General features: G+C 71.6%; 14 protein-coding genes and 1 other RNA gene. 10 read left to right on the plus strand and 5 right to left on the minus strand.

The annotated features are described in order from the left end of the window. Nucleotide 1 precedes the first annotated feature (1 nt). Nucleotides 2-1174: an FAD-dependent oxidoreductase gene (locus ACY35P_RS07685; RefSeq protein ID WP_462115246.1), complete on the minus strand. Its 1173-nt coding sequence runs from the start codon at nt 1172-1174 to the stop codon at nt 2-4. Continuing rightward, the gene (gene ubiH / locus ACY35P_RS07690) at nt 1171-2424 is read right to left on the minus strand and encodes a 2-octaprenyl-6-methoxyphenyl hydroxylase (RefSeq protein WP_462115247.1); all 1254 of its coding nucleotides are present in this window, start codon (nt 2422-2424) and stop codon (nt 1171-1173) included. Before ubiH ends, ACY35P_RS07685 begins: the two co-directional genes overlap by 4 nt. Before the next feature lie 79 nt (nt 2425-2503). Between ubiH and ACY35P_RS07695 the strand changes: the two genes are divergently transcribed. The 3 genes from ACY35P_RS07695 (at nt 2504) to ACY35P_RS07705 (ending at nt 4633) form a co-directional block, all read left to right on the plus strand. Continuing rightward, nucleotides 2504-3079, plus strand: a complete 576-nt coding sequence (locus tag ACY35P_RS07695) for a hypothetical protein (RefSeq protein ID WP_462115248.1) — start codon at nt 2504-2506, stop codon at nt 3077-3079. Next, on the plus strand, nt 3079-3636 hold the full coding sequence (locus ACY35P_RS07700) for a cob(I)yrinic acid a,c-diamide adenosyltransferase (RefSeq protein ID WP_462115249.1): 558 nt from the start codon (nt 3079-3081) through the stop codon (nt 3634-3636). Before ACY35P_RS07695 ends, ACY35P_RS07700 begins: the two co-directional genes overlap by 1 nt. Before the next feature lie 67 nt (nt 3637-3703). Next, the gene (locus tag ACY35P_RS07705) at nt 3704-4633 is read left to right on the plus strand and encodes a histone deacetylase family protein (RefSeq protein WP_462115261.1); all 930 of its coding nucleotides are present in this window, start codon (nt 3704-3706) and stop codon (nt 4631-4633) included. 9 nt (nt 4634-4642) lie between these two features. Here ACY35P_RS07705 and ACY35P_RS07710 read toward each other — a convergent pair whose 3' ends face one another. The 3 genes from ACY35P_RS07710 to ACY35P_RS07720 all read right to left on the minus strand — a co-directional run bounded on the left by ACY35P_RS07710 (nt 4643) and on the right by ACY35P_RS07720 (nt 7062). Beyond that, on the minus strand, nt 4643-5116 hold the full coding sequence (locus ACY35P_RS07710; RefSeq protein WP_462115250.1) for a GNAT family N-acetyltransferase: 474 nt from the start codon (nt 5114-5116) through the stop codon (nt 4643-4645). After that, the gene (locus tag ACY35P_RS07715; protein WP_462115251.1) at nt 5109-6443 is read right to left on the minus strand and encodes an aminopeptidase P N-terminal domain-containing protein; all 1335 of its coding nucleotides are present in this window, start codon (nt 6441-6443) and stop codon (nt 5109-5111) included. Before ACY35P_RS07715 ends, ACY35P_RS07710 begins: the two co-directional genes overlap by 8 nt. A gap of 70 nt (nt 6444-6513) precedes the next feature. Next, nucleotides 6514-7062, minus strand: coding sequence for a UPF0149 family protein (locus ACY35P_RS07720; protein ID WP_462115252.1), 549 nt, complete (start codon nt 7060-7062; stop codon nt 6514-6516). A 129-nt stretch (nt 7063-7191) separates the two neighbouring features. Here ACY35P_RS07720 and ACY35P_RS07725 point away from each other — a divergent pair, with 129 nt between their 5' ends. The 7 genes from ACY35P_RS07725 (at nt 7192) to rpiA (ending at nt 14374) form a co-directional block, all read left to right on the plus strand. Continuing rightward, nucleotides 7192-11730, plus strand: a complete 4539-nt coding sequence (locus tag ACY35P_RS07725) for an EAL domain-containing protein (RefSeq protein WP_462115253.1) — start codon at nt 7192-7194, stop codon at nt 11728-11730. 30 nt (nt 11731-11760) lie between these two features. Further along, complete coding sequence (locus ACY35P_RS07730) at nt 11761-11985, plus strand: TIGR02449 family protein (protein ID WP_462115254.1); 225 nt, start codon at nt 11761-11763, stop codon at nt 11983-11985. Between the two features lie 7 nt (nt 11986-11992). After that, nucleotides 11993-12304, plus strand: coding sequence for a cell division protein ZapA (locus ACY35P_RS07735; RefSeq protein WP_462115255.1), 312 nt, complete (start codon nt 11993-11995; stop codon nt 12302-12304). A 135-nt stretch (nt 12305-12439) separates the two neighbouring features. Further along, nucleotides 12440-12625, plus strand: a non-coding RNA gene (gene ssrS / locus ACY35P_RS07740) — 6S RNA. 42 nt (nt 12626-12667) lie between these two features. Continuing rightward, nucleotides 12668-13255, plus strand: a complete 588-nt coding sequence (locus ACY35P_RS07745) for a 5-formyltetrahydrofolate cyclo-ligase (RefSeq protein ID WP_462115256.1) — start codon at nt 12668-12670, stop codon at nt 13253-13255. Next, on the plus strand, nt 13252-13722 hold the full coding sequence (locus ACY35P_RS07750) for an EVE domain-containing protein (protein WP_462115257.1): 471 nt from the start codon (nt 13252-13254) through the stop codon (nt 13720-13722). Before ACY35P_RS07745 ends, ACY35P_RS07750 begins: the two co-directional genes overlap by 4 nt. Before the next feature lie 4 nt (nt 13723-13726). Continuing rightward, entirely contained in the window at nt 13727-14374 is a 648-nt protein-coding gene (rpiA, locus tag ACY35P_RS07755; protein ID WP_462115258.1) for a ribose-5-phosphate isomerase RpiA, read from the plus strand. Nucleotides 14375-14869 lie beyond the last annotated feature (495 nt).

The following is a 14869-nucleotide window of genomic DNA, read 5'->3' on the forward strand; positions in this document are numbered from 1 at the left end:
GTCAGAGGCCGGCGGCCTCGCGCCAGAGCCGATGCTGCAGCGGCGGAAGGCGGCCCGCGAGGCCCAGCAGCGGGCCGCGCAGCAGCGTGGGCAGCAGCGCATCGTTCGAGAACACGCGATTGATCGTTTCGAAGGCCAGCGCCGCGCGCGTGGTATCGCTGCGCCGTTCGCGTGCCCACCGCTCCAGCCGCGCGGTCACCGGGTCGGCATCGCGACCCGGCCTGGGCAATGCCGCGCGCAGCGCCGAGACGTCGCGCAGGCCGAGGTTGACGCCCTGCCCGGCGAGCGGATGCACCGCATGGGCCGCGTCGCCCACCAGCACCAGGCGCCCGCAGAGCGCTCGCGCGGCCAGGCGCCGACGCAGCGGAAACGCCACACGCGCCGACGCCGGCGTCACGCAGCCGAGCCGCCCCCCGGACGCGTCCGTGATCGCGATCGCGAAGGCCTCGTCATCGACGTCGCGCACCCGGTTCGCCTCCTCGGTCGGCAGCGTCCACACGATCGAGGCCCGGTGCGGACCGACCGGCAGGAACGCGAGCGGTCCGGTCGGCAGGAAGCGCTGGTAGCAGGTAGCCTGCAGCGGGGCTTCCGCGTCGACGTAGGCCACGAGGCCCTGCTGCGCATAGTCGTGCGTGGGCGCATCGATGCCGGCGAGCGTGCGGAGCGTGGAGGCGGCGCCATCGGCGGCCACCACCAGCCGCGCACGCAGGCGACGCCCGTCCTCGAGCTTCAACGTCGCGCGCGACTCGTCCTGTTCCAAGGCGACGACGCTCGCCGGCACGTGCTGCTCGACGTCCTCGCGCGAGAGCGCCGCCTGCAGCCGGTCGACGAGCAGGTCGTTCTCGATGATCCACCCGAGTTCCCGCCGGCCGAAACGGTCGGCGTCGAACGAAAGCACGCCGCCGCCCGCCGCGTCCCAGACTTCCATGCGGCGGTAGGGCGTGGCGCGCGCGGCGCGGATCGACGCCCCGGCGTCGAGCGCGTCGAGCAGCGCCATGTTGTCGGGCGCGAGCGCGTAGACGCGCAGGTCCGGCGCATCGCGCCGCCAGGGCGCGGGCGCACGGGCTTCCAGCAGCGCGACGCTCCAGCCGTCGCGCGCGAAGGCGAGCGCGGTGGCCGTGCCGACCACGCCGCCGCCGACCACGGCGACGTCGACCGTCTCCCGCCGGCTCATGCGCTGCGCCTCGCCGCGTCGCCGCGGCAGAGCGCCGGCACGTCGCCGCGATAGCCCATCGCGCCGCCCACCAGCCACGCCTGCAGCCAGGCCGGGTGGTCGAGCGCGAGCAGCGCCAGCGAACGCAACGGGCGCACCAGCGTGCCGCGCGCGGAACCGAGCCTCAGAAGCCCGTCGGAAAAGGCGAGCGTGCGACGGCGGTCCTCGGCGCGACGCGCGACGTAGCGGTCGAGCATCGCCGCGCCGCCGATCGCGTCGCGCCCGTCTTCGAGCGCGGCGCCGATCTCCTCGGCGAGGGTGAGCGCGTCGCGCAGGCCGAGGTTGAAGCCCTGCGCGCCGAGCGGATGGATCGTCTGCGCGGCATTGCCGACGAGCACGGCACGCGGGCCGACGGTGCCGCGCGCGATGACGCGACGGCCCGGATAACGGCTGCGCGGGCCGCAGTCGAGCAGGCGCCCGTGCCGCCAGCCGAGCCGGTGCTGCAGGCGCGCGAGGAACGCCGCGTCGTCGAGCGCATCCACGGCGTCCGCTTCCCCGTCGGCGACGCCGTGCACGAGGCCGAAATGGCGATCGGCGCGCGGCAGGAGCGCGGTCGGGCCGGCGTCGGTCAGGCGCTCGTAGGCAGTGCCGTCGGGCGCGCGCTCGGTGCGCAGCCGCGCGACGAACAGCGTATGCCCATAGGCGTGCTCGTCGACGCCGATGCCGAGCGCGTCGCGCACGCCGCTGGCGGTGCCGTCGGCGCCGACCACCAGCGGCGCGGCGATCACGATCTCGCCCTCCGCCGTCTGCAGCGTCACGCGGCGGCGCTCGCCGTCGAGCGCCGTCGCCACGAAGCGCGCCGGACGGTAGCGCGTGAGCCCTTTCAGCGTGTCGAGCCGCGCTTCGAGCGCCTCGCCGAAGTCGCGGGCGACGACCACGCGACCGAAGGCATCGCGGCCGTAGCGCGCGGCCTCGAGGCGCGCCTGGCCGAAATCGCCCTCGCGGTTGACCACGATGCGCCGGATCGGCCCGCCGTGCGCCTGCAGGTGCGGCAGCACCCCGAGCGCATCGAGTGCGTGGATGGTGGCTTCGGCGAAGGACAGCGAGCGCTGGTCGAAGACCGGCGGCAGTGCACCGGCCGGTGCGGCGTCGACCAGCGCGACGTCGAGACCCAGCGGCTCGAGCGCGAGGGCGAGGCTGGCGCCCACCAGGCCGCCTCCGACGATGACGAGGTCATGGTGGCGCGGCGTGTCGGCGGTCATGTCCGCCATGATACGGCCTGCCCGCACCGGCTCCGTTAGAATGCGGCCCTCGCCGGCTCCGCGCCGGCCCCGCTTTCCGGAGCCACCGATGACCGCCCCGCGCACCCCGATCCTCCTGCTGCTCGCCGCGCTCATGGCGGCCACGCGCATCAACCATTTCGCGCCGGTGCCGGACGCCTCGTGGGCCGTCTTCTTCATCGGCGGCTTCTACCTGTCGACGTGGACGCGCTGGGCGTTCCCGCTGCTGATGGCGCTCGCCGTCGCGGTGGACTACGCGGTGATCACCCGCAGCGGCGCGAGCTTCTGGCAGCACTACTGCGTGTCGCCGGCGTACTGGGCGCTGGTGCCGGCCTACTTCGCGATGTGGGCCGGCGGCCTGTGGCTGCGCCGTCGCAACGTGGCCAACGACCTCCGCTCGCTCGGCCTGCTCGGCGCCGCGGTCGTCGCCTCGACGGTAGTCTGCCAGCTGATCAGCCAGGGCAGCTTCTACTGGGTGTCGAACTCGGTGCAGTCGCCGACCGTCGCCGGCTGGTGGCAGAACTACGTGCAGTGGCTGTTCCCGTACATGCGCACCGCCGCGATGTACGTCGCCGGTGCCGCGCTGGTGCACATGGCGGCCACGTCGCTCATGCGCGGCCGCAGCGGCGCCACCGCGACGCGCTGATGGGCAATCGCCTCTCCAAGATCTACACGCGCACCGGCGACGACGGCTCCACCGGCCTCGGCGACGGCACGCGCACCGGCAAGGATTCGCCGCGCGTCGATGCCTACGGCACGGTCGACGAGGCGAATTCGTGCATCGGGCTCGTGCTGGCGAGCCCGCAGTTGCCCGAGGACGTCGCGCGCCTGCTGACGGCGATCCAGCACCAGCTGTTCGACCTCGGCGGCGAGCTGTGCATCCCCGGCCATGCCGCGATCTTCGATGCCGACATCGAGCGCCTCGAGCAGCAGCTCGATGCCTTCAACGAGCCGCTGCCGCCGCTGAAGGATTTCATCCTGCCGGGCGGTGGCGAGGCCGCGGCGCGCTGCCACATCGCGCGCACCGTGGTGCGCCGTGCCGAGCGCGAGTGCGTGGCGCTCGCGCGCGTCGAGGCCGTTCGGCCGGAAGCGGTGCGCTACCTCAACCGGCTGTCCGACCTGCTCTTCGTCCTGGCACGCGTGCTGGCCCGCGCCAGCGGCCATGGCGAAATGCTGTGGAACCACGAGCGCCGGCACGGCTGAGTTCGTGCCCGCCCGCTGATCCGCGCGGCGGCTCTGCGACAATCCGCGCATGACCGACGCACTTCCGTTGCTGCTGCTCACCCATCCCGCCTGCGCGGCGCACGTGCCGCCGCCCGGCCATGCCGAGCGCCCGGAGCGCCTCGCGGCCGTCGTCGATGCGATCCGCGACACCTACCCCGACCTGCCCTGGGCCGATGCGCCGCTCGCCACGCGCGAGCAGCTCCGCCGCGTGCACGACGAGTCGCTGATCCGGCAGGTGCTCGACACCCCGGTGGCCGAAGGCAACGTGCAGCTGGACCCCGACACATTCCTCTCGCCCGGTGCCGCCGAAGCGGCACTTCGCTGCGCAGGCTCGGGCGTCGCCGCGGTGGACGCCGTGCTGTCGGGGCGCGCACGCCGCGTGTTCTGCGCGGTTCGCCCGCCCGGCCACCACGCCACGCGCGACACCGCGATGGGCTTCTGCTTCTTCGATTCGATCGCGGTGGCGGCCGCGCACGCGCTCGACGTGCATGGCCTCGAGCGTGTCGCAATCGTCGACTTCGACGTGCACCACGGCAACGGCACGCAGGCGATCTTCGAACGCGACCCACGCGTCGTGTTCTGCAGCTCGCACCAGCTTCCGCTGTATCCCGAGATGGGCCACGTCGACGAACGCGGCGTCGGCAATGTCTTCAATGCGCCGCTGCCACCCGGCACGAGCAGCGAGGGCTTCCGGCGCGCATGGGCGGAAACGCTGCTGCCCGCGGTGGATGCGTTCGCGCCGCAGATGCTGTTCATTTCCGCCGGCTTCGACGCGCACCAGCGCGACCCGCTCGCGCAGCTCGAACTCGAGGCGGTCGACTACCTGTGGCTCACCGGCCAGCTGCGCGAACTCTCCCGCCGCCATTGCGGCGGCCGCATCGTCTCGATGCTGGAGGGCGGCTACGACCTGCAGGCACTCGCGGAAAGCGCCGCGATCCACGTCGGCGCGCTGGTCGCCGACGGCGCGAGCTGGTGAGGCGCTGCCTCAGTCCAGCGGCTTGACGTACTTCAGCCACTCCGGAACGTAGCCGAGCGTCTCGTAGAGTCCGCGCGCCGGCCCGTTTTCGGGCAGCACGTAAAGCTGCACGAGGCGATGGCCCCGCGAGCGCGCCCACTGCTCGGCCTGCGCCATCAGCAGGCGCCCGATGCCGCGGCCTTCCGCGAAGCGCGCGACCACGACGTCGGAGACATGCGCGATGTCGGACTGCGTGTAGTAATCGCGGACCTGGCGAACGTGGATGAAGCCGGCCAGGTCATCGTCCACCTCGGCGACGATGACCGCGCAGGTGCCGCTCTCGTCGCGCAGCGCTGCGGCGACGCTTGCGAGATCGGCGGCTTCGACCTGCGTGCGGTCGCGCAGGCGCGGCGTTCCGGTGGCGGCCAGTCGCGGAACGAGCGCGAGGATTGCGTCCGCGTCGTCGCGCGTCGCGGGGCGCAGCGTGATCGCAGGCTCAGGCACCGGCCCCGGCCATGTACGCCTCGATCTCGTCCGCCGAACGCGCCAGCGCATCGGTGAGGACGCGGGTGCCGTCGTTCGTCACCAGTACGTCGTCCTCGGTGCGGATGCCGATGCCGCGCCACTTGGCGTCGACGCTCGTGTCGCCCGCATCGACGTAGAGCCCGGGCTCGATGGTGAACACCATGCCGGGCTCGAGCACGCGCGATTCGCCGTCGAGGCGATAGTCCCCGACGTCGTGTACGTCGAGACCGAGCCAGTGCCCGGTCTTGTGGCGATAGAAGCGCTTGTAGCTGCCGTCGGCGACGACCTTCTCGAGCCGGCCCTTGAGCAGGCCGAGGCGCAGCAGGCCTTCGGAGAGCGTCGCCACCGCGGCGTCGTGGATGGCATCCCACGGCGTGCCGGGGCGCGCCTGCGCCAGCGCCGCCGCCTGCGCGTGGCCGACGAGCTCATGCAGCGCACGCTGCGGCGCGGTGAACCGGCCGTTGACCGGGAACGTGCGGGTGATGTCGGCCGCATAGCCCTGCACTTCGGCGCCGGCGTCGATCAGTACGAGGTCGCCGTCGCGCGAACGTGCGGCATTGGCGCCGTAATGCAGGACGCAGGCATTCGCGCCGGCGCCGACGATGCTGTTGTACGCGGGCACCGCCGCATGGCGACGGAAGACGTATTCGACCTCGGCCTGCAGCTCGTATTCGGTGATGCCGGGCCTGGCGGCACGCATCGCGGCCTGGTGCGCCGCGACGCTGACGTCCGCCGCCTTCTGCATGAGCTTCAGTTCGCCGGCGTCCTTGATCAGGCGCAGCTCGTCGAGCAGGTGGCCGAGCTCGAGGAACTCGTGCGGCGGCTGCGCGCCGCTGCGCACCTGCGCGCGCACGCGGTTGAGCCAGCCGATCAGCTTGAGGTCGAACTCGGCATCGCGGCCGAAGTGGTAGTAGACACGCGTGCGACCTTCCAGCAGCCCCGGCAGGATGTCGTCGAGGTCGGTGATCGGATACGCGTCGTCGACGCCGAAGGCCTCCACCGCGCCCTCGGGGCCGGCTCGCGGTCCATCCCAACCTTCGCGCTCGGGATCGCGGTCGCGGCAGAACAGGATCGACTCGCCGTGGCGACGGCCGGGTATCAGCGCGAGCACGGCATCGGGCTCGGGAAAGCCCGTCAGGTAAAGCAGGTCCGAGTCCTGCCGATAGGGGAAATGGGTGTCCCGGCTTCGCACGCGTTCGGCGGCGGCGGGGATGATGACGATCGCCTCCTCGCCGGCCATGCGCATCAGCTGGCGGCGACGACGCGCGAACGGGGTACGGGGGGACGGGGAGGTCGATCGGGCCATCGTGGCGATGTTAGACCGCTGGCGCCGGCTCAGGACCACGGGCGGAGATCGCCCGGGTGCCCGCGTGGACTCAGTTCAGACGCTGGCGGTGCTCGCGGGCGAGCACGCAGTCGCCGTGCAGCAGCAGGGCCGCGACGCGCACGAATTCCTCGATCTCGACCAGCGCTTCCTCGTCCTCCTCGTCGCCTTCGTCCTGCGGCTGGGCCGCGGCGAGCTTGGCGAGGTCCGCAAGCGCTTCGCCGCCTTCCTCGGACAACGTGGAGGCCGTGCCCGCCGCGAGCCCGAAGGCACCGACGAAGCCGCGGCACCAGTCGAACAGCGCACCGCTGCGCTCGACCAGCGGCGCGTCCGCATCGGGCAGCAGCAGTTCGAATTCGAAGCTGCGGTCGCCGAGCTGCGCGGCCGTGGTCTCGCGCAGATGGTCGAGCGCGGAGCCGGCCTCCGGGGCGGGCATGGCGGCGTCGGCGAACACCGGCGCCAGCCAGGCGCGCTCGTTCGCACCACCTCCGGCCAGCCAGCCGCACAGGGCACCGTGCAGTTCGAACGGCGAGGTGGCGAGACCGTGGCGCACGGCCTCGGCATCGATGTCGGCGACGGACGGCAGTTCGGACTGGGGCACGGGGCATCGCTGAAACGGCAAGGGGGCGCGAGTGTAGCAATGCCCCCGCGAGGCTTCCGCCGACCGGTTCTGGCGGGGACGCAGGCCCCGACCTACACTTTCCCCCGACCCGTCCCGGCCGCGAATCCTGTGCGCGCCCCTGTAACCGTCCGCCTGCGGACGGCCTGCCTCGCTCCGATGCTCGTGCTGGCTGCGCTGCTGGCGACGTCGGCGCCTGCGCGCTCGGCGACGCGCGAGTTCTACTTCGAGTCGGTCGGCAGCGAGCGCGGGCTCACGCAGAGTTCGGTCGGCGCCATCGTGCAGGACCGGCTCGGCTTCGTCTGGGTCGGCACCCAGGGCGGCCTGCACCGCTACGACGGCGAGCGCTACCGCGTCTTCCGCCACGACCCGCAGGACCCCTCGAGCCTGCCCGACAGCTTCGTCACCGCGCTCGCCCTGGGCGACGACACGTCGCTGTGGGTCGGCACCTATTCGCAGTACGTCGCGCGTCTCGACCTGCGCACCGGGGCGATCCGCCGCTACCTCGGCTCCACGCCCGACCGCCGCGCCGACCGCCAGGTGCTCGCCCTGCTCGCCACGCGCGAGGCGCTGTGGGTGGGCACCGTGGCCGGGCTCGACCGCCTCGACCCGGCGACGGGTCGCCGCACGCGCGTGCTGGCGCTGAGCAGCGACCACCGCACGGGCGCGCCGAACCAGCAGTTGCTGCGCGACCGCCGCGGCCGGCTCTGGTACGCCACCGGCGAAGGCTTGTTCCGGCTGGACGGCGCGCGCGTCACGCGCGTGGGCGAGGCGCTGCCGGCTTACGCGCTGCTCGAAGCGCCCGACGGCCGCCTGTGGCTCGGCGGCGAGCGCGGACTCGAGCGCGTCCTCGACGACCGTCGCCAGCCGACGTGGCCGGCGGACGGCAGTGCCGCGCAGATCCGCGCGCTCGCCCGTGCGCCCGACGGTCGCCTCTGGCTGTCGGTCTATCCCGATGGGCTGCGCCGCTACGACCCGGCGACCGGCGACGTACTCACCCTGCGCTCGGACCGCGACGTGGCCGGCACGCTGCCGGAGAACAGCGTCAACACGATGATGGTCGACCGCGGCGGCATGCTCTGGCTCGGCGGCCAGTACCGCGGCGCGGCGGTGGGCGATCCGCGCGGCGCGCGCTTCGCGTTCGTGTCCGACACCGGCCGCCTCACCAGCCGCAACGTCGCGGCCGACGACAGCGTGCGCTCGGTCACCGGCACGCCGGGCGTGCTGTGGATGGGCACCGACGGCGACCGCCTGCTGCGCTACGACCTCGCCACGCAGGCGTTCACCGATCTCAGCGCACGACTGCCGGCGCCCGGCGGTCGTATCGCGGGCTTCCAGCCGGTCGGCGACGGCCGGTTGTGGGTGGCGACCGCGTCCGGCCTCGTGCTGCTCGATCCGCGCGATGCCTCGATCCGTCGCGTCGCCCTGCCCGGTGGCGCGCAGCCGGTGCTGCGCTCGATCGCACGGGCAGGCGACGGGTCGCTTTGGCTCGGTACGTCCGGCGACGGCGCCTATCACTACGTCCCGGCGGCGGGCACGCTCGAGCACTTCGAGCCCGGGGCGGGCCCGGGCCCGCGCGTCTCGCATCCCAACGTGCATACCGTGCTCGTCGACCGTCGCGGCCGGGCCTGGTTCGGCACCGGCGACGGCCTGGACGTCTTCGATCCGGCCACGCGCACGATGCGCCACTACCGGCATGCGCCCGACCGCACCGACACGCTGCCCAGCAACGTCGTGCGGGCGCTGTACCAGGACGCGGCCGGCCGCATCTGGATCGGCACCCATGCCGGGCTCAGCGAGGCCGTCGCCACCGGGCCCGACGGGGGCCTCGCCTTCCGCCGCCCGCTCGACACCGCCCTGCCCGACCAGCGCACGCTGATCATCTTCTCGCTGCAGGAGGCCCCGCGCGGCACGCTGTGGGCGGGCACCGACGCCGGCCTGCTGCGTTACCGGCCCGACCCCGGCCAGGCCCGCCTGTTCGGCCTCGGCGAAGGGCTGCAGGACGTCGAATTCAACGGCGGCGGCGCCGGCACGCTCGCGGACGGCCGGCTGGCGTTCGCAGGCGTGCGCGGCGTCAGCCTGGTCGATCCGCGACGCCCGGACGATCGCTCGGTCAGCGCCCCGTTGCGCCTGCTGTCCTCGCGCTTCGGCAACCGCGACGGCGGCAGCGCGCTGTGGCCGCCTGCGGCGCTGCACATCCCCGCCGGCGAGGACATGGTGCGGCTGGGCATCGGTGCGCTCGACTTCGCACCGGCGGCACGGCCGCGCTACCGGTACCGCATGGACGGCTTCGACGCCGACTGGATCGACAACGGCACCGCGCGCGAGATCACCTATACCCACCTTCCGCCGGGCCGCTACACCTTCCGCGCGCAGGCCACCGACCGCGCCGGACGCTGGGCCGCGGAAGGCCTGCAGCTGCCGGTCGACGTCGCGACGCCGCTGTGGCGACAGCCGCCGGTGCTGCTGCTCGCGGCATTCCTCCTGCTCGCGCCGATCGCGTTCGCACTGTGGCAGTGGCTGCAGCGTCGACGCCACGAGCACGCGCACCTCGCCGGCCTGCGCGAGCGCGAGGAACGACTGAAGCTCGCGCTGTGGGCCTCCGGCGAGCAGTTCTGGGATTACGACCTCGCAACCGGCGTGATGCACCGGCTCGAATCGGGCGAGTCCAAGGGCGACGACCCCGCGCTCGCCAGCCACACGCTCGTCGAGCACGACCACCGCATCCATCCCGACGACCTCGAGCGCGTGCGCGAGCAGCTGCGCCGGCACCTGCGGGGCGACGCGGCGGTGTTCGAATCGCAGCATCGCATCGACGATCGCCGGGGCGGCTGGACGTGGATCCGGGCGCGTGGCCGCGTCGTCGAGCGCAATGCCGAAGGGCGCGCGGTGCGCGTCGCCGGCACCGCCCGCGACATCACCGCCACGCGACGCGCCGAGCGCGAGCGTCGCGTGGCGAGCGAAGTGCTGCGCAGCATGGCCGAGGCCGTCGCCGTCTTCGACGACGAATTCCACTTCCTGTCGGTCAATCCCGCCTTCACCCGCATGACGGGGTACACCGAAGCCGAGATCCGCGCGCAGCCCACCTCGCTGATCGACAGCCGCCAGCACGACGAGGCCGTCTACCGGCACATGCGCGACGAGCTGCGTCGCGAGGGCCGCTGGTCGGGCGAGCTCTGGCAGCGCCGCAAGGACGGCACGGAATTCCTGTGCTGGCTGCAGGCGAGCGTCGTGCTCGACAACGCGGGCCAGCGCGGCCACTGGGTCGCCGTGCTGTCGGACATCACCGACCAGAAACGCGCCGAGCAGGAACTGCGCTACCTCGCCAACTACGACACGCTCACCGGCCTGCCGAACCGCGCGTTGCTGCTCGAACGCCTGTCGCGCGCGATCGTCCGCGCCAAGCGCCACCGCAGCCACATCGCGGTGCTGTTCCTCGACCTCGACCGTTTCAAGGACATCAACGACTCGCTCGGCCACGCGGCCGGCGATGCGATCCTGCGCGCCGCGGCCGGCCGCCTGCAGCATGCGGTCGGTGGCCAGCACATGGTCGCGCGCCTCGGCGGCGACGAGTTCACCGTGGTCATGGAGCACGTCGAATCGATCGACGAAGCGGAGGCGGTCGCACGGCAGTTGCTGGCCGCGTTCGAGGCGCCGCTCGACGCGGGCGACCTGCGCGACGTCATCATCTCGCCGTCGATCGGCGTCGCCCTGTATCCCGACCACGCCGACACGCCCTCCGACCTGCTGAAGCATGCGGACACGGCGATGTACCAGGCGAAGGCCGTCGGACGTCGCACGTTCATGCGCTACACGGGCTCGATGGACGTCGACATCCGCCGGCGCGCGTCGCTGTCCGCAGCGTTGCGCAAGGTGATCGACCGCGGCGAGCTGCAGCTCGTCTACCAGCCGCGGCTGTCGCTCGGCTCGCAGCGCATCGTCGGCGTCGAGGCACTGCTGCGCTGGAATTCCGGCGAGTTCGGCGCCGTTTCGCCCGCGCAGTTCATCCCGCTCGCCGAGGAGTCGGGCCTGATCCTCGAGATCGGCGAATGGGCGCTCGAACAGGCCTGCCTGCAGTTGCAGCAGTGGCGTGCCTCGGGGCTGGACATCGCGATGGCGGTGAACGTCTCCGCGCTGCAGCTGCGCCGCGGGCACCTCGCGGGCACGATCGAACGCCTGCTCGGCGACACCGGCCTGCCGCCCGATCGCCTGGAGCTCGAGCTCACCGAGAGCGTGATCATGGCGGAGGAGACGTGGTCGGCGCTGCACGCCATCCGCGACCTCGGCGTGCACATGTCGATCGACGACTTCGGCACCGGATATTCATCGTTCGCCTACCTCAAGCGCCTGCCGATCAATGCGCTGAAGATCGACCGCGAGTTCATCGGCGACCTCACCCGCGACGCAGACGACGAGGCAATCACCAGCGCGATCATCGCGATGGGGCATTCGCTGGGCCTCCATGTCGTCGCCGAGGGCGTCGAGACCGAAGAACAACTCGCCTTTCTGCGGCGCCACGGGTGCGACGAGATCCAGGGCTACTGGCTTGCCAGGCCGCTCGATCCGGTCAGCTGCGAGCGATTCCTGCGCGACTGGCGGTGGTCGGAGCGGATGGCGCGCATCGAGCCGGAGCCCGTCGACGCGCCTTGATTCGCCCGGTCGCGCTGCTATCGTGGGGGCATGGACGACAGGCCCCAGACGCTCGAGCTCATCCACCGGCTGGCGCGCCGCATCGACGACCTCGGCGATCGCCTGCGCCGCCTCCAGGACGAGAATCGCAGCCTGCGCCAGCAGCAGGCCGAGCTCGTCTCCGAACGCGCCGCGCTCCTCGCGAAGAACGAGCAGGCCCGCATCCGGGTCGAAGCGATGATCACGCGACTGCGCTCGCTCGAGCAGAACACCTAGGCGCCCGATGAGCACCACCAGCGAACCCGTCAACGTCCGCCTGCTCGATCGCGAGTACACGGTGGGCTGCACGCCCGAACAGCGCGACGGGCTCGTCGCCGCCGCCAAGCTCCTCGACGGCAAAATGCGCGAGATCCGCGGCAGCAACCGCATGGCGGCGGTCGACCGCATCGCCGTGCTCGCCGCGCTCAACATCGCGCACGAGCTGCTGCAGGCCCGCAGCGAAGGCAGCCGCGAGCGCGACATCGCGCATTCGCTGGGCATGCTGAATCGTCGGCTGGACGACCTGCTCGACGCGCCCGGCGGCGCGGCCTCCTGACCGGCCGCGCATCGCGGTCCGTCGCCGATGCGTGATGGCGATCGCCTCGAAATGCCGCGCGGCGTCCTGAATTCCGACCGAGCCGCCGACCGACGCGACCGTGCCGCGCCGCGACTGCGGGGTATACTTCCTCCACGTCCTCTGCTGTGTGCGACGGCGTGTGCAAACATTCGCCTTGGCCCTTAAAAACGACACCGGGAACGTGACCGTCATCTGGAGCGCATGCCCGCCCGCGAGCGGGAAGCCCGAAGATGGCCGAGCGTTCCCACTTGAACCTCGGGTTCAAGGTCGTTTCGCACGCATCGGCATGGTGGAGGACACCTTCTTCGCCGCCCCGCGCGCCGCCCTCGCGGGCCGGCGCGCATGAGCGCAGCCGTCGAGCTTCCCGCGCTGCGCCGCGACATCCGCGCACGTCGTTCGGCGCTCTCCCCCGCATTCCGCATTGCGGCCGCGCAGCAGTTGGGCGCGCGCCTGTGCACGCTTCCACTCATGCCGCCCTCGGGCTTTGTCGCGGGGTACTGGGCGGTCGATGGCGAGATCGCCCTCCATGCCTGGCAGACCGGGCTTTCGGCCGAACACCGCTACTGCCTGCCAGTGCTCCGCGCTGACGGCCTGCTCGGCTTCGCGCCGTGGCGCCCGGGCGCGACGCTGGTCACCAATCGCTTCGGCATTCCGGAACCCGACGTCGCGGTCGACGAACTGCTGGAGCCGTCCGCGCTGTCCGCCATCGTCATGCCGCTCGTGGCCTTCGACGGCGCCTGCCATCGCGTCGGCATGGGCGGCGGCTGGTACGACCGGACGCTCGCCCCGGTGCGCGACCTGGCCGAACGTCCGGTGCTGATCGGCGTCGGCTACGAGCTCCAACGCGTCGATCGGCTCGTGCCGGCAGCATGGGACGTCCCGCTCGACGCGGTCTGCACCGAATCCGCCACCTACCTGGCCGAACGATGAGCGCCCGCCGCCGCTACTGGCTCATGAAATCCGAGCCCGATGCTTTCTCGATCGACGACCTCGAACGCGTCGGCACCGAGCCGTGGACCGGCGTGCGCAACTACCAGGCGCGGAACTTCATGCGCAACGGGATGCGACCGGGCGACGGCGTGCTCTTCTACCATTCGAACTGCGCCCCGCCCGGTATCGTCGGCGTGGCGACGGTCGCATCCGACGCGTATCCGGACCCGACCCAGTTCGAGAAGAAATCGCATTACTTCGACCCGAAAGCCACGCGCGAGGAGCCACGGTGGTTCAACGTCGACGTGCGCTTCGAACGCAAGCTCGCCCGCATCATCCCGCTCGACGAAATCCGCGCGCATGCGGACGACCTCGGTGAGGAGTTCGCCCTCATCCGACGAGGCACGCGTCTGTCGGTGATGCCCGTCTCCGCGGCGCAGTGGTCCCTTCTTCTTTCCCTCGAGTAGACCCATGTCCGAAGCCAAGCGTCTCGCCGCCGAAAAAGCGATGGATTACGTCGAGGACGGCATGATCGTCGGCGTCGGCACGGGTTCGACGGTCGCCTACTTCATCGATGCGCTCGGCCGCGACGCCGACCGCATCAAGGGAGCGGTCTCGAGCTCCGAACAGAGCAGCGAGCGGCTGCGCCGGCACGGCATCGAGGTGCTGGATCTCAATGCCACCGGTCCGCTGTCGCTCTATGTCGACGGCGCGGACGAATGCGATCTCGCGAAGCGCCTGATCAAGGGCGGCGGTGCGGCGCTGACGCGCGAAAAGATCATCGCGGAAGCCAGCCAGCGCTTCGTCTGCATCGTGGATCCGAGCAAGCAGGTCGACGTGCTCGGCCGCTTTCCGCTGCCGGTCGAGGTCGTGCCCATGGCGCGCAGTCTCGTTGGCCGCGAACTCCTCGCGCTCACGGGCGGACAACCCGTCTGGCGAGAAGGCGTGGTTACCGACAACGGCAACTGGATTCTCGATGTGCACGGCCTGCGCATCACCGATCCGGTTGCCATGGAGACCGCGATCAACCAGATTCCGGGCGTGCTGAGCGTGGGCCTGTTCGCACGTCGACCGGCCGACGTGGTCATCGTGGGCGGCGACACGATTCGAACCCTGTAGCTCCGTTGCAACGGGGTCCGGCCTCGACGAGCCGGACACGGGATCCCTGTCGATGCAGAAGTCGCCGTTCGAGTGCCGCGCAGCGGAAGTGTGCGGATCGATGGGGCGTAGCTGCTCTACCGTAGCTACGCAGTCGAGCTTATCGGCCGTGCCAAACGGCAGCGAACTCCGGTGGCCGTCGAACGCGCCTTCATCGGTCCAGACGTGCTTCTGCGGCGGACCAGTTACTCAGCGATAATTCGCGCTCGTAGTCCTAGAGGGCGCCGCCTTCCGGTTCGGCTTCTGCCGTAATCGGCCGGAAAACATCTGTTGGGACTCGCCGGCTTCGGCTCGTGGCCAACGATGCAACACCGTCGGCTTCGACCGTCCACGCACGACTCTTCCCGGCCCGTCGTGCCGCCGCCCTCCCGCCTAGCCACCCAAAGACAAACCCCCACCCGTTTTCACGGATGGGGGTTTGGGGATAAAGACCCTGGCGATGACCTACTCTCGCAT

This window comes from Lysobacter xanthus (assembly GCF_047159895.1).

Excerpts from the sequence above, each read along its gene's own strand:
- ACY35P_RS07745 (WP_462115256.1), top strand. The coding sequence starts at position 12,668 with ATGAGCGCAGCCGTCGAGCTTCCCGCGCTGCGCCGCGACATCCGCGCA.
- ubiH (WP_462115247.1), bottom strand. The coding sequence starts at position 2,424 with ATGGCGGACATGACCGCCGACACGCCGCGCCACCATGACCTCGTCATC.
- ACY35P_RS07735 (WP_462115255.1), top strand. The coding sequence starts at position 11,993 with ATGAGCACCACCAGCGAACCCGTCAACGTCCGCCTGCTCGATCGCGAG.
- ACY35P_RS07715 (WP_462115251.1), bottom strand. The coding sequence starts at position 6,443 with ATGGCCCGATCGACCTCCCCGTCCCCCCGTACCCCGTTCGCGCGTCGT.
- ACY35P_RS07730 (WP_462115254.1), top strand. The coding sequence starts at position 11,761 with ATGGACGACAGGCCCCAGACGCTCGAGCTCATCCACCGGCTGGCGCGC.
- ACY35P_RS07750 (WP_462115257.1), top strand. The coding sequence starts at position 13,252 with ATGAGCGCCCGCCGCCGCTACTGGCTCATGAAATCCGAGCCCGATGCT.
- ACY35P_RS07685 (WP_462115246.1), bottom strand. The coding sequence starts at position 1,174 with ATGAGCCGGCGGGAGACGGTCGACGTCGCCGTGGTCGGCGGCGGCGTG.
- ACY35P_RS07700 (WP_462115249.1), top strand. The coding sequence starts at position 3,079 with ATGGGCAATCGCCTCTCCAAGATCTACACGCGCACCGGCGACGACGGC.
- rpiA (WP_462115258.1), top strand. The coding sequence starts at position 13,727 with ATGTCCGAAGCCAAGCGTCTCGCCGCCGAAAAAGCGATGGATTACGTC.
- ACY35P_RS07695 (WP_462115248.1), top strand. The coding sequence starts at position 2,504 with ATGACCGCCCCGCGCACCCCGATCCTCCTGCTGCTCGCCGCGCTCATG.